Consider the following 14,430-nt stretch of genomic DNA (forward strand, 5'->3'; position numbering starts at 1 on the left):
CTCCAACCACCTTTTGCACGAAACAGTACAATTTCAAGCAAGTAATTGTCAACCACCTTTTGCACAAAAGAGAGTTGATTCCAGTTTAACTACTCAGATAGAATCCAACCTTGTATTGCAAATAGCCTATTAATCCAGCATTTGCTCGAATTACCGGTTGGAGCCAAGAAGAAATGCTCGGTCAGAGCTGTCGGGTGCTGCAAGGTGAGGGCACGGATCCACGTGCCATTGAGCAAATTCGCAGTCGCTTACGGCGCTTCAAAGAAGTGCAGACGGTGATTCGTAATTATAAAAAGGACGGCACACCGTTCTGGAATGATTTATACATTGCGCCAGTGAAAGACGCCCAGGGCGTGGTGACGCATTTTATTGGTGTCCAAAACGACATTTCTGATCGTAAAAAACAAGAAGAACGCATTGCGTGGCATGCGAACCACGACTCCTTAACGGAACTTCCAAACCGCGCCTTGTTAGCAGATCGACTTGATCAAGCGTTACGTTTTGTCCGTCGTTACCATTTGCAATTAACCGTCATGTTTATCGATTTAGACGGCTTTAAGCCCATTAATGACACCTTAGGTCATTCAGTGGGGGACAAAGTCTTGAAAGTCGTCGCCCAGCGTTTAAGTCAATCACTACGCGATGGTGACACGCTGGCGCGTTTCGGAGGCGATGAATTTGTCATTGTGCTACCGAATGCGGGAAATGTGGACGAAGTGAACAGCATTGCTGAGCGGTTACTGGTGAATCTTTCCGAGCCTTATGAAATTGATGGCAAGGCACTGACACTGACCGCGAGTATCGGTATCGCGCAAGGCAATGAAGACATCAAAGATCCCAATATGTTGGTTCAGCAAGCGGATATGGCGATGTATAAAGCGAAGCGCCGCGGCCACCATAATTTTGAATGGTTTAGCCATGACATTAATAAAAAGGTTGAGCGTCATGTGGTCGTCCGCCATGAAATTCAGGAAGCGATGGCGAATGGCGAGTTTCGCTTGGTCTATCAGCCTATTTTTAATGCGCAGCGGCAAATCGTCTCGGTCGAGGCTTTGTTGCGATGGCATCACCCCGTCCAAGGCGAGGTGTCGCCAGCAGAATTCATTCCCATCGCCGAGCATACCGGACAAATCATCCCGCTCGGCCGTTGGGTGATTGAACAGGTGTGTCGTGATATCGGCCGTTTTCGACAGCTTGGCATTGAGAAAGTCTCGGTGAATTTATCACCCATCCAGTTAAGTCGCAGTCGTTTTGTTGAAAATCTTGAGCAAATCCTCGAACAGTATCAGGTATCACCCGCTCAATTGATGCTCGAAATCACTGAAAATGTCCTCGTCAACGAGCTCACCCATGCCCCTGAATTGCTGCAAACACTGCACGACAAAGGCTTCACCATTGCGCTTGATGACTTTGGCTCGGGTTATTCGAGTTTACGGTATCTCCACGAACTACCGATCGATGTGGTCAAAATCGATCGCGTGTTTACGAGCCATATTGGTGGTCAGCAAGGCAAAGACAGCATTGTGCGAGCCATGTTAGCAATTGCCGCAGAGCTTGACATGAACGTTATCGCCGAGGGCATCGAAACCGCAGAGCAATTGGAATTTCTTCAAGACAAGCATTGTACTGGCTATCAAGGCTTTTATTTAGGTCGGCCGATTGCTATTGAACAGTTTGTTCATTTGATTGGTGCACAACAGTAAGCTCGGCGGGTGAATGCTGGTGAAGAGACGTGCGAACCATGGCAAATCTGTTACAATCGGTCACATCATAACGCCACGGCAAAATTCTTGTGATGTTTAAATGGATTCGACATTGTACTCTGATCGCAGTCACGAGTACCTTACTCGGTTGCTCAATGCTCCCTCCAGCTCTTCCTGGGGTGACTTTGCCGGTGCTCGAAGAACGCACGTTAACCTCGGCTCTATCCCTCGCTGATGCGCAAGAGACCAGTTTAGGCCAAGCGATTACGCCAATGGTCGATGAACATCCCGGCCTATCCGGCATTGTTGCATTAACGGATGCTTTGGAAGCGTTTGCTGCCCGTCTGATGTTAGTTGAAAACGCTGAACGTACGTTAGATGTGCAATATTACATCTGGCGTAACGATGAAACGGGGCGTTTGTTACTGAATGCAATTCATGATGCTGCAGAGCGTGGCGTTCGTGTTCGTTTGCTCCTCGATGACCTTAATTCAGCGCCGTTAGAAGGTGTTTTGGCACATTTACATAGCCATCCATTGATTGAAGTCCGGATGTTTAATCCATTCCCCGCACGAAGTTCACGAACGCTCGGCTTTATTACCGATTTTAATCGGGCGAATCGGCGCATGCACAATAAGTCACTGACTGCAGATAACCAAGCGACCATTATTGGTGGCCGCAATATCGGTGACTCGTATTTTGGTGCTGGTGAAGGATTCTTGTTTACCGATTTGGATGTACTTGCGATTGGTCCAGTGGTGCAGGATGTTTCCCATGACTTTGACCGTTTTTGGAGTAGCCCTTCGGCCTATCCGTTGCATCAGCTGATTGATACGCGACACAAACGATCGCGTTACCAACCCAAGTCTGTTGCCAATATGCTATCGAATAACGCGCAGTTACTCGCCTATGTGGATGAAGTGATGGCCACCGACCTCGCTGCGAACGTTATTCAAGGCGAAGTCGAGTTTCTCTGGGCGCGCACCACCATGGTTAGTGATGATCCCTTAAAAGGGCTTGGTCAAGCGGAAGAGCAAGATATGATTGTTTATCAGTTGCATAAGGCGATTGGCGAGCCGCAACACTATCTTGAGCTCATTTCACCGTATTTTGTGCCTACGCGTTGGGGCGTTGAAGCATTGATTGACCTTGCAGAGCGCGGTGTTGAGATCATTATTCTGACCAATTCACTTGAAGCAACGGACGTCGCCATTGTGCACGCAGGTTACGCAAAATGGCGCAAAAAGTTGTTACGAGCAGGTATTCGTATCTTTGAAAAACGCCAGATTCTCCCCGAAGATCCATTCTTAGACGATGACCCACAGTTGGCTCGCTTGGGCAGTAGTGCTGCAAGTTTACATGCCAAAACCTTTGCCATTGACGGTAAACGCGTCTTTGTGGGTTCCTTTAACTTCGACCCACGTTCAGCACTTTTGAATACCGAATTGGGATTTGTTATCGACAGCCCAGAACTTGCACACATGGTCGACCAAACCTTTACCGAGCGAATGCCGATGCAAGCATACGAGCTGCAATTGTCGCCAGCTGGACGTTTATATTGGTTAGAGCGAAAACCGGGCCACATCATTCGTCATGAGCATGACCCCTACACAACGCGCATGCAACGACTGTCGATGCGTTTTTTCTCCTGGTTACCGATTGATTGGTTATTATAATCGGTCAAGTGCTTCGTTCGTCGAAGAAATTAGGGGTTTCCCCTAGAAATTCCCTGATTTCATGTGCAACGTCATAATTTGTCGCTATAGTCATCTTATCGTACTCATAATAGAAAAATTATCATGCAGAAAAAGGTCCACAACGATGTTGCTGGGGATGCTGACGGTCTGAATATCGATCAGCATGACCAGTATGTGTGGCGCTTAGCTTATTTTGATCCCGTCACACAATTACCAAATCGAACAGCACTGACGGAAACGCTAACGGTGTTGCAAGCGATAATGCAACACCAAGTCAGCGAGCCGTTACCACCGTTTTTCCGCGGTTCAAGCGAGAGCAAGGACGCTGACTCATGCGCTTTTCAGCTTCCTGAAAACCTGCATCATCTTTCGCTGTTGCTGATCAATATTCGCCGCTTCAAAGAAGTGAATGACAACTACGGACTCGACATTGGTGATCGGCTCTTGTCTGCCATTGGCCAACGCTTGCAGGGGCAAGTTGAGGCAGGCAAGTTGGTGGCGCGCACCGCCAATGATGAGTTTGCAATCGTCTTACCGGAAACCGCAGGGATAGCGTTACCTCTGGCGATTGAACATGTGAAAATGGCCTTTATGGAACCTTTTTACATTGATGAGCATCGCTTGACTATCGACGCATACATTGGTGCTGCACAATGCTGTGAATTGACACAAAAGCAGGCAACGGAACACGCGAATTTATTTCAGCATGCTAGTATCGCCCTTGACTATGCACGGCAAGTGGAAACCCAATCGCGAATATATGACGCGTCCATGGGGCGCAAGATTCGTTATCGCCAAAACCTCATTGAACGTTTAAAGACTGCGATTTATCAGGATCAGCTCGAGCTTGTATATCAGCCTCAGTTTTCGCTGACAACGGGTGATCTGGTGGGTGCGGAAGCTTTGTGTCGCTGGCACGACGAAACCTTGGGCTACGTCAGCCCGCTGGAATTCATTCCATTGGCTGAAGAACGCGGCTTGATTCGGGCGCTGGGTGACTGGGTGATTCAGTCCGCGGTTGCTCAGCTTCAGGATTGGCAGCGGGACGGGTTACCACCGCCGGGCTTGTTAAGTATCAATACCTCGGCGCAACAATTTGATACCCCCTATATGGTCGATTACTTTCTCGATCGTACGCGGGCTATTTCCGCTGAGCACATTGGCATTGAATTGACCGAAAGCGTGATGATGCGGCACCCCGAGAAAAGCATGAAACTTTTACAACGTTTACGTGAGCATGGTTTTCACGTTGCCGTCGACGATTTTGGTACGGGGTTCTCGTCGCTGGCTTATTTGAGTCGTTTTCCCGTAACCAGCTTAAAGATCGACAAGTCGTTTGTCGAAGATATGGAAACCAGTCATGACCATTTCACCTTAGTGCAAACGATTGTTGCCATGGCCAAGTCATTGGGCTTAAAAACAGTTGCTGAAGGGGTGGAGAATCATGCCCAGGAGCGCTTGTTAGAGCAACTTGGCTGTGACGCAACGCAAGGATTTTTGCGCGGCAAGCCGGTCGCTGCGAATGAGTTTGCACAGTTGTGGTTAAGCCAGTAAGCTAGGGCGTATATTATAACAATTAGAGGACGTGCTATGGCCATGGGCCCGGTGTTAATGTTGGTGTTTATTCCTGTCGCTGTGATTGCTTTGATTGCTGGCTACCTCATCTATTTTTTCCGCAAAGAAGAAGAAAAACGCACGCAGCAACACAAAAACAGCCAAGAGTAAGTCTGCTTGACACATAATATGAACCGTGATTCACTCTTTGCATGAGACCTTCATGCAAGGAGTAGGTTATGGCCTACCGTGAAACTGAAAAAGTTCGTAGCCGCAAAGCAAAAACCTTCGATAGTATTTTAGTGACAGCATTGTACATGGTGGCTGAACACGGGTTCAGCACGGTACAAATGGCCGAGCTCGCGAGACGCGCCGGCGTTGCAACCGGTACTCTCTATCGTTATTTCCCTTCCAAAGAAGCCTTATGCACCGAAGTATTTAAGCGTGCGACCGAGGTTGAAGTCAGTAAAGTACAGCAAGCGTTAGAACAAACCGTTGGCCATGGTGCCGAGCGTATTGCCGCGGCGCTTACGGTTTTTGCCGAGCGGGCGTTGCGGGCGCCGACCATGGCTTGGGCATTGATTGCTGAGCCGGTCGACCCCTTGGTTGATCAAGCGCGTCTAGATTATCGCCAGCGCTATGCCCGTTTATTTGAACTCGCGATTCATGACGGCATTCGTGACGGTTCGCTGCCCGATCAGAACGCTCAGTTTGCCAGTACGGCTTTGGTCGGGTGTATCGCCGAAAGTTTAGTCGGCCCTTTGGCACCCGCTCGCCAAGGTGACGATGTGACCACGTTAGATTCAGCACACATTATCGCCCCCATTCTTCGCTTTTGTTTACAGGGGCTGACCGCTAGCCCGTATGAGGTTCACCGACATGAACATTAATTTCCTTGGCAATACCCACAGCGTCGATAACCAACCTGCGCCACTGCAAAATTACAATTTATTCACCGCAGACCGTGCTTTGCAAGACGCCGTGCGACGCGAGGGCGCGCAGTGGGCAGCGCAAGAATTGCACGATTTTGGTCGTTTAGCCGGTTTATCGGAAACGATTGCATTAGGCTTCGACGCCAATCACTATAAACCAGAATTGCGTACCCATGACCGTTATGGTCACCGAATTGATCAGATTAACTTTCATCCGGCCTATCACGCGTTAATGCAGATTGCCATCGAACATGGTTTGCATTCGAGTCCTTGGCAACAGCCTCAGCCTGGTGCTCATGTTGCTCGGGCGGCGAAGTATTACCTGCACACGCAAGTGGAAGCCGCGCATGGCTGCCCGATTACGATGACGTTTGCCGCTATTCCTGCGTTGCAGCATCAACCCGATTTGCTCGACCGGTTTGGTGCGAAAATCATGGCGACCACCTACGACCCACGCAATGTACCCGACGGTCAAAAACATGGCTTAACCATTGGTATGGCGATGACCGAAAAGCAGGGTGGTTCCGATGTTCGCAGTAATACCACCCGAGCCTATCCTGTTGGTCAGCGTGGCCCGGGACAGGCTTATGAGTTAGTCGGACACAAATGGTTCGTGTCAGCCCCCATGTGTGATGCTTTTTTAGTGTTGGCACAAACCGAAGGCGGTTTGTCGTGCTTTTTCCTACCGCGTTGGCGGCCTGACGGCAGCAAAAATGAGCTACACATTCAACAGCTGAAGCAAAAAATGGGCAACGTCGCCAATGCCTCAAGCGAAACCGAGTTGCGTGGAGCGTTGGCGTGGTTAGTCGGCGAAGAAGGGCGTGGTGTACGTACCATCATCGAAATGGTGGCGATGACGCGCTATGACTGCATGATTGGCTCGTCTTCGGGTATGCGCCAAGCAACGGTGCAAGCGATTCACCATGCACAGAATCGTATGGCTTTTGGCGCGCGTTTGTCCGCGCAGCCGTTAATGCAAAACGTATTAGCGGACTTGGCGCTGGAGAACGAGGCTGCTATGACGCTGACGATGCGCGTCGCAAGAGCCATGGATCAGCAAGACAATGAGCATGAGCGTTTGTTGTCGCGGATTGCAACGCCCGTAGGCAAGTACTGGATTTGTAAGCGCACGCCAAACCATGCCTATGAAGCGATGGAAGCAATTGGCGGCACAGGCACCATGGAAACGCATATTACCGCACGTTTGTTCCGTGAGTCACCGATTAATGCGATATGGGAAGGGAGCGGTAACGTCCAATGTTTAGACATATTGCGGGCGTTGCAAAAAGAGCCAGAGGTTTTAGCCGCTTACTTCGACGAAGTTGAACGCGCGCGCGGCGCTGACAAACGACTTGATGCCACGATTGATGAACTGAAAAAGCAGTTCGCAGCCGGTGGTGACGCCGAGACGTTGCAATATCGAGCCCGCAGTATGGCCGATCAAATGGCGCTGACCTTGCAAGGTGCATTATTGGTTCAACATGCGCCACAAGCCGTCGCTGATGCATTTTGCCTCGGTCGACTGGGCGGCCAAGAGGGACTGAACTATGGCACCTTACCGCGCAGTGTCGACACAAAAACAATCATAGAGCGCGCAGCGCCGACAGAATAAGACAACAACAAGACTTGGAGGAAACATGAATATTCCAAATTATGTGGCGCGGAATGCCCGCAAGTACACCCGCCACGAAGCGGTCGTGGCTTATGAGCCCACCGGTGCCAGTCGCCATTCGTGGGGGGAACTGAACATTCACGTTAATCAGTTTGCGCGCTACCTGCAAAAAGAGCACGGCATTGAAGACGGTGATCGTGTGGCTTTGTTTTTACCGAATACCTATGCATTTGTTGTGGCACATTTTGCGATTCAACGTCTTGGTGCGATTGTTGTGCCGGTGAATGTGCGTTTAGCCACACCTGAGCTTGCGTATATTTTGGAAAACAGCGGGGCGCGCTTAGTCATCACGTGTAAACTGACTGACGCGGCGGTCAAGCCACTGCAAGAGGACGGTATGCAGGCACTTTGGCTTGACGATGTGAACGCCATGCTCGACGGCTTGCCGGCACAAGAAGTTATTTGTGACAGCGATGCCGAAGATCCCTGTACCTTGTTGTACACCTCAGGGACAACGGGTAAACCGAAAGGTGTGCTGTTTAATCACCAAGCGTTGTTGCACGTCGGCATGATGTTTGCCGTCGAGATGCAGTATCAGCCGCAGAGCCGTTTATTGAGCTTGATGCCGTTCACCCACTCGGCGCCGCTGAACCTTGAACTCATTGGTGGCACGATCATAGGCTGTACGCATGTCATTGCGCCGACGTTCACACCCGACCTATTGTTAGATTTAACTGAAAAAGAACGCACCACGCACTTCTTTGGTGCGCCGGTGGCGTATTTGCTCACGGCGCAGCATCCGAGTATTCAAAGTCGCGACTTAAGCAGCACGACCCATTGGATTTATGGTGGCGGCCCGATGGCCCCAGAACACGCGAAGCTCGCGCAAGCTGCCTTCCAAAGCGATCAGTTTTACTGTGTCTACGGTTTAACGGAGGCGGGGCCAACGGGAACGTTACTGTTACCCGACGAACATGTCGACAAAGCCGGCGCTTGTGGTAAGCGCGCAGCAGTGTTTACGGAAGTACGTTTAGTGGATGACTTCAACAATCCTGTGGGCAACAACGAGCCGGGAGAAATGCAAATTACCGGCGAAGGCTTGATGATGGAATATTGGCAGAATCCGGAAGCAACAGCGGAGCTATTCACCGAAGACGGTTGGATTCGCACCGGCGATATTGCCGTACGCGACGACGATGGTTTTTACTGGATTAAAGATCGCATGAAAGATCTGATTATTTCTGGTGGCGTGAACGTGTATCCGCGCGAAATCGAAGACGCGTTGGCGACTCACCCAGCAGTGCTGGAGGCCGCTGTCATCGGCATTCCGCACCCGGAGTGGGGTGAGTCGGTGAAAGCCTGTGTGGTGTTGAAAACAGAGCTTGCCGCGGCGGAAGACGAGCTCAAGGCGCATTTGCAGCCATTATTGGCGGATTACAAGATCCCGCGTCATATCGAAGTCCTAGCCGAATTGCCGCACAACGCCAATGGCAAAGTTTTGAAACATGTGTTGCGCCAGCAACAAAGCCAATAAGTTGTTGTTTTTGCGAAAATGATTAGCAATTTTTGCGATTGTGGTTAATAGTTTCACTGATTGTACCGCTGATGCGCGGCACAACAGTGAAATTTTCAGCTGAATAGAAGAATAATCACCCAGCGAGAACCGCAATGAGTACGGAAGGAACTGCAAATAAAGTAGAGCAACAGTCTGCAACGATAGAGGCAGACAATCCGCAAGCAGCCGCGCAAAGTTCTGCGCCGATAACGCCAGACCTGTGCGCAAATTGCAGCACTCCGTTACAAGGTGGCTTTTGCCATGCCTGTGGCCAAGAAAACACCAACCCGATTCGTAATATGCTTAGCCTTGTGCACGAATTCTTTGGTGAAATGGGCAACTGGGACGGTCGCTTTTGGCGCACAATCTGGCCGCTTTTAACCAAGCCTGGTTTTCTCAGCAATCAATATGTGCGCGGTAAACGAGTGCCTTATGTGCCGCCGTTGCGGATGTATTTGTTTGTTTCAATTTTTGCCTTTGTGGTCTTTTCACAAGCGTCAGGGAAGCTGAACTTTTTGCAAGGCTCGCCGTTAACTGCGACGACTGATGTTGAGTTGAGTGCGCAGGATCGCGCTGATTTACGTGACACCAATGCGCGTTTTCGTGAGCAATTTGGCCGTGATCTGGTCAACCCTGATCTGCTCCTTGAACCGGAAGGGGATGCGGCCAGCAGTGCTGAAGCGACCGATGCTGCTGACGGTGAAGCGGTTCTTGCACCGCCAAGACCGCCGCGAACCGGCAATGACTTAGATCGCTTAGCCCGCGGCGAAGAATCGTTTTCGGTCGGCTTTTTATCCGCTGAACAAAATGCAGAACTGACCGAAAAGGTGCGGTTCTTGGCGCAGCGTCCCAAGCTCTTAGTCGATCGCTTTCTCTCGATTGCTCCGCAAATGATGTTAATCATGTTGCCGATCTTTGCGTTGGTGTTAAAACTGTTTTACGCATTTTCACGACGTTATTACATTGAACACGTCGTTGTTGCGCTGCATACACATGCGTTTTTGTTGCTGATGACCTCGCTGATTATCGGTGTGAGTGCCTTAAAAGCAGTGTTCGCACACTTAGGGCTCGCTGCCGGCGGACTCGGCTGGATGGTGACGGTTATGTTGTGGTGGATGCCCATCTATTTGCTCCTGACGCAAAAGCGCTTCTATCGCCAGTCGTGGTTACCGACGGTGTTCAAATTTCTCTTTATTGGCTTCTTGTACACCCTGATCATTACCTCGACGATCATCATTGGGCTGATTTGGAGTGTTTGGCGATCCTAGTTGCGCGCAGCTTGCCGCATGGTAGCTGCGGTTAATGGCGTTCGCTCGGTCTTAGTGCTTGAGGCCGCGGGGGAATTCTTATAGGCTCAGCGGTTATAAAAAAAATCCGCACACGAACCGAAGGAACCCCGCTGTGAGCAGTTCAAACACCGAAAGCCAAAAAGGTTTTATTGCCTTTGTTGAGCGCGTTGGCAAACGCATTCCTGACCCCGTCATTATCTTCATTTACTTTCTGGTTGGTGCATTATTGCTGACCGCACTCATTGGTGGTTTAACCTTTGAAACCTACGGTGCGGGCGGCGAACCCGTGGTGCATGAAATCCGTAATATGTTGGCCAGTGAAAACGTGGTTTGGCTGTTTGATAATGCCTTGTTGGCGAATTGGCTCGGCTTCGGTGGCGGCGTCCTCGGTGTCATTTTAATCGTGATGTTAGGTGTGGGCATTGCCGAGCATTCGGGTTTGTTTGCGGCGGTGTTGAAGAAAGTCAGCCGTGGTTTGCCGGTAAAATGGTTGCCGTTATTTTTAGTCTTTATCGGCATCATGTCATCGATTGCCACGGACGCCGGTTATTTGATTCTCATTCCTCTCGCTGGTTTGCTGTATGCGGGACTCGGTAAAAATCCACTTATCGGTATGGCTGCCGCCTTTGCTGGGGTCTCGGCAGGATTCAGTGCCAACCTCATTCCAGCAACGCCGATTGACGTAATCATTGGTGTCAACGCACAAGTCTTTGCCGAAGCGCAAGGGGTGCCATTCGTGAACGCCAATGGTGAGCCTCTGACACCAGCGACCATGCATTACTATTTTATTTTGGTGTCGACCTTTGTGTTGGCAACGGTCGGTGCGTGGGTGACGTTAAAATTTGTTGCTCCGCGTCTTGAGCAAAAAGAATTCACAGTTCCGGAAGAGCTGAAAATCTCTGACTTTGACGTTACCCCGGAAGAAAATCGGGGATTGCGCGCGTCGGGTGTAGCGCTTGTGCTTAGCTTACTGGCCGTGTTCGGTTTGGCCATGGGGCCACTGGCACCTTACACGAATGAAGCCGGGCAGGAAGTAACACCGTACTTGAATAACGTCATTCTGCTGATTACCTTTGTCTTTGCAACCGTCGGTATTGCCTTTGGTGTGGCCAGCGGCAAATTCACCAGCATGATCGATGTGGTCAAGGCCATGGTGAAGCAAATGGACACGATGGGCTATATCTTGGTGTTGACCTTCTTCTGTTATAACTTCCTCGGCGTGCTGAGTTATAGTGGTTTAGGCGCGTACATTACTTATTTAGGCGCAACTGCGCTGACCACGCTCGGTTTGCAAAGTTATCCAGTGTTACTCTTACTGGGTTTTGTGGTCGTGACCGCAATTATTAATATATTTGTTGGCGGTTTAACCTCAAAGTGGATGTTGCTTGGGCCTATCTTTATTCCGATGTTATACATGGTCAACCCAGCAATGACGCCAGACCTTGTCGCCGCGGCATTCCGGGTAGCGGATTCAGCCACGAACATCATTACCCCGATGATGAGTTATGCAGGAATTATTTTGGCCTTTATGCGTAAGTACAATCCGAAACTCAGTTTCGGTGAAATGATTGCCATGATGTTGCCTTATTCGATTGCGTTTATGGTGGTATGGTCGATTCTTTTGGTGATCTTCTTTAGTTTTGGTATTCCACTTGGTTTTTAAGGGGCCCTTGAAAAAGGAGCGTCAGCACCAAATATTACCATTAACTAATTCAAGCGTGGTGACCGTAATGGTCACCACAGGATCAAAAAGGCTAAATCATGAGTGAAGCAGTGATTGTTGCTTGCCCACATTGCGGCCAGCGCAATAAATTTCTGAAAGAACGTTTAAGTCAACATCCGCACTGTGGCGCCTGCAAGCAGGAGCTGGTCACCGGTGTTCCGTTCGACCTGACCGTCAATAACCTGCAAGCACACATGCGCAGCGACATGCCGGTGGTTGTCGACTTTTGGGCGCCTTGGTGCGGTCCATGTAAACAATTCGGCCCGATTTATAAAATGGTTGCAGCACCGTTTGCAGAGCGTGCGCGCTTTGCGAAGTGCAATACCCAAGTCGAAACCACTCTTGGTCAACGCTACAATGTGCGCAGTATTCCGACCACAGCGGTATTTATACGTGATCAAGAGATTGCACGCACCAGTGGCGCCATGCCACCGCAGCAACTGCATCAGTGGCTTGACGGGGTTTTACAACAAGTGGGTTGGTAAGTCGTCTTAGCGTCAGTCAAACGACAAAAACACCGCTCGATGAAGCGGTGTTTTTGTTTTTAAGCAATTAACATGAATAGAATTCATGTTAATTCGTAATAAAATGAATTCAATTCACTTTAGTGGCTGGTATTTCTTGACCGGCTTGGTGAATGACCATGTGCGTAATGACACCGTTTTCGTCGGTTTTGAACTCAAATTCTGCAATTAAGTCTTCGCTAATTAAATGCAGAGGCTTCAGTGCCATCAGTCGACCGGCGTTTTGCCCCGTGCCTTGTAGATACAATTGATCCTTGTCGATGAAGAGCTCAAAGCCAAACTCAGGTGCGAGTTGATAGTAGCCACTGAGCGCTGCCTGTTGCTCATCACTCAGCGTCACTTCATGATAATGTGGCGCTTCAGCATGGATGCGTTCAGAACGGCTTTGTTCGCCAGCGCGGCTGTACAGAACCAATTGTTGCTCGCCAGCCGCATCGGTTTCGAGCGCTAGATAGCTGACGCTGTCGGTGTAGTGTAAATAGCCGCTGCGATCGGGTAACAAGCGAAAGGCACTGCCGTGACCGCGTTGAATATAGAATTCGCCATTCCGCAGACCAATTCGACGCTGTACGCCAGACTCGTCAACCCAGACGCCTTGCCAGTGATCGACCATAGCGTCGGTAACGGCAACATAATGGGGCTCAGGAAATGGCTGGCCCAAAATAGCGGCCGCCAAGCGGGTGGTTACATCGATTGGATCGTAACTGCGTGAATTCACAAACGCAGCAACAAACAGGTTTTCGTCTGGGACAGTGAGTACCGAAGTAAAGTAACCAGGAAAGTAGCCGCCATGTTCAACAGTGGCAAACCCTTGAACCTGTTTAAGCTCCCAACCATAGCCATAACCGGTCGAGCGTCCTGACGTGGTGACATAGTCCGTTTGCGCGGCTTTGAGTTGCGCGGTATTCAATAAGTCTCCGCGCTGTAACGCCAGATGCCACTGGTAGAGGCCTTCCACAGTGCCAATCAATGAGCCAGCCCCAAGGACTTGCGATGGATCGTAAAAGTCAGCAGGGCGGTGACCCGCACCATGAGCAATATAGCCGTTCACATAACCGGGGTAAATACGGCTCGCTTCGTGTGGCCAAATTGCATCAAGGCCTGCGGCATCAAGCAAGTGCTCCTGAATATAAGCGTTAAACGACTGCCCGCTCACTTGCTGGACGATATCGGCGAGCAGGAAGTAACCGGAATTACTGTAATCCCAAGCTGCGCCAGCTGGAAAGCGGGTGGGGAGCTGGCAATACAGCGCATGAATTTCACTACTTTGTGCTGGTAACCGCGCTTGTTCGCGCCATGCGGGCAACTCGAGGTAGTTAACAATACCGGAGGTATGCGTAAGCAAATGTTCAACCGTGATATCAGTCGGCACGGCGCAGCTGTCCGGTAAATAGTGCGCAGCAGGATCGTGCAATGTCAGTTTGCCTTGCTCCACGAGTTGTAGAATCGCAACGGCAGTGAACTGCTTTGCAACCGAACCGATTTGAAAACTGTGATTGATTTGCATCGGTACCGCAAGTTCAAGGCTGGCATAACCAAGGGCCGAATGAAGTAACACCTCACCGTCTTTTACCGCGTATACAATCGCGCCGGGAACGGACTCGGGAATACTGGCTTCAACGATATGCAGCAATTCAGGCCGGGCAGACTGATGTACCTGCTGCGTCCGATTCTGAATTTCGGCCGTATGGGAAACCGCAATGAGTTTAAGTGCGAGTAAGCTCAGGCCAAGGAATCCAAATGCACCGAGCCAAGTTTTGTAGAGTTTCATTGTCTTTCTCTTCTGGTTTGTAATCATAACCAGCAGAAAGCAATTTTTGTGCCAACTTTTATCTATTTGA

At 50.1% G+C, this 14,430-nt stretch carries 11 protein-coding genes; 10 read left to right on the forward strand and 1 reads right to left on the reverse strand.

Annotated elements, in window-relative coordinates:
• Positions 1-128: 128 nt before the first annotated feature.
• The 10 genes from LAT77_RS07345 to trxC all read left to right on the forward strand — a co-directional run bounded on the left by LAT77_RS07345 (position 129) and on the right by trxC (position 12,550).
• On the forward strand, positions 129-1,703 hold the full coding sequence (locus tag LAT77_RS07345; protein WP_290564050.1) for an EAL domain-containing protein: 1,575 nt from the start codon (positions 129-131) through the stop codon (positions 1,701-1,703).
• Between the two features lie 155 nt (positions 1,704-1,858).
• Positions 1,859-3,379: a phospholipase D family protein gene (locus tag LAT77_RS07350; RefSeq protein WP_290563912.1), complete on the forward strand. Its 1,521-nt coding sequence runs from the start codon at positions 1,859-1,861 to the stop codon at positions 3,377-3,379.
• A 123-nt stretch (positions 3,380-3,502) separates the two neighbouring features.
• Positions 3,503-4,954: a bifunctional diguanylate cyclase/phosphodiesterase gene (locus LAT77_RS07355; RefSeq protein ID WP_290563913.1), complete on the forward strand. Its 1,452-nt coding sequence runs from the start codon at positions 3,503-3,505 to the stop codon at positions 4,952-4,954.
• A gap of 36 nt (positions 4,955-4,990) precedes the next feature.
• A complete protein-coding gene (locus LAT77_RS07360; RefSeq protein ID WP_290563914.1) occupies positions 4,991-5,125 on the forward strand; it encodes a hypothetical protein in 135 nt (44 codons plus the stop codon).
• Between the two features lie 68 nt (positions 5,126-5,193).
• A complete protein-coding gene (locus tag LAT77_RS07365; protein WP_290563915.1) occupies positions 5,194-5,844 on the forward strand; it encodes a TetR/AcrR family transcriptional regulator in 651 nt (216 codons plus the stop codon).
• Positions 5,834-7,498, forward strand: a complete 1,665-nt coding sequence (locus LAT77_RS07370; protein ID WP_290563916.1) for an isovaleryl-CoA dehydrogenase — start codon at positions 5,834-5,836, stop codon at positions 7,496-7,498. The genes LAT77_RS07365 and LAT77_RS07370 overlap by 11 nt, the downstream gene beginning before the upstream one ends.
• A gap of 25 nt (positions 7,499-7,523) precedes the next feature.
• Complete coding sequence (locus tag LAT77_RS07375; RefSeq protein ID WP_290563917.1) at positions 7,524-9,032, forward strand: class I adenylate-forming enzyme family protein; 1,509 nt, start codon at positions 7,524-7,526, stop codon at positions 9,030-9,032.
• Positions 9,033-9,166: 134 nt separating this feature from the next.
• The gene (locus LAT77_RS07380; protein WP_290563918.1) at positions 9,167-10,321 is read left to right on the forward strand and encodes a DUF3667 domain-containing protein; all 1,155 of its coding nucleotides are present in this window, start codon (positions 9,167-9,169) and stop codon (positions 10,319-10,321) included.
• A 133-nt stretch (positions 10,322-10,454) separates the two neighbouring features.
• On the forward strand, positions 10,455-12,005 hold the full coding sequence (locus tag LAT77_RS07385; protein ID WP_290563919.1) for an AbgT family transporter: 1,551 nt from the start codon (positions 10,455-10,457) through the stop codon (positions 12,003-12,005).
• 98 nt (positions 12,006-12,103) lie between these two features.
• The gene (trxC, locus tag LAT77_RS07390) at positions 12,104-12,550 is read left to right on the forward strand and encodes a thioredoxin TrxC (protein ID WP_290563920.1); all 447 of its coding nucleotides are present in this window, start codon (positions 12,104-12,106) and stop codon (positions 12,548-12,550) included.
• 109 nt (positions 12,551-12,659) lie between these two features.
• Here trxC and LAT77_RS07395 read toward each other — a convergent pair whose 3' ends face one another.
• Entirely contained in the window at positions 12,660-14,360 is a 1,701-nt protein-coding gene (locus LAT77_RS07395) for a serine hydrolase (RefSeq protein ID WP_290563921.1), read from the reverse strand.
• Positions 14,361-14,430: the final 70 nt, after the last annotated feature.

The organism is Aliidiomarina sp. (assembly GCF_022565475.1).
GTDB lineage: Bacteria > Pseudomonadota > Gammaproteobacteria > Enterobacterales > Alteromonadaceae > Aliidiomarina.

Coding starts and splice junctions, on each gene's coding strand:
- LAT77_RS07350 (WP_290563912.1), top strand. CDS start 1,859: ATGCTCCCTCCAGCTCTTCCTGGGGTGACTTTGCCGGTGCTCGAAGAA.
- LAT77_RS07355 (WP_290563913.1), top strand. CDS start 3,503: ATGCAGAAAAAGGTCCACAACGATGTTGCTGGGGATGCTGACGGTCTG.
- LAT77_RS07360 (WP_290563914.1), top strand. CDS start 4,991: ATGGCCATGGGCCCGGTGTTAATGTTGGTGTTTATTCCTGTCGCTGTG.
- LAT77_RS07365 (WP_290563915.1), top strand. CDS start 5,194: ATGGCCTACCGTGAAACTGAAAAAGTTCGTAGCCGCAAAGCAAAAACC.
- LAT77_RS07370 (WP_290563916.1), top strand. CDS start 5,834: ATGAACATTAATTTCCTTGGCAATACCCACAGCGTCGATAACCAACCT.
- LAT77_RS07375 (WP_290563917.1), top strand. CDS start 7,524: ATGAATATTCCAAATTATGTGGCGCGGAATGCCCGCAAGTACACCCGC.
- LAT77_RS07380 (WP_290563918.1), top strand. CDS start 9,167: ATGAGTACGGAAGGAACTGCAAATAAAGTAGAGCAACAGTCTGCAACG.
- trxC (WP_290563920.1), top strand. CDS start 12,104: ATGAGTGAAGCAGTGATTGTTGCTTGCCCACATTGCGGCCAGCGCAAT.
- LAT77_RS07395 (WP_290563921.1), bottom strand. CDS start 14,360: ATGAAACTCTACAAAACTTGGCTCGGTGCATTTGGATTCCTTGGCCTG.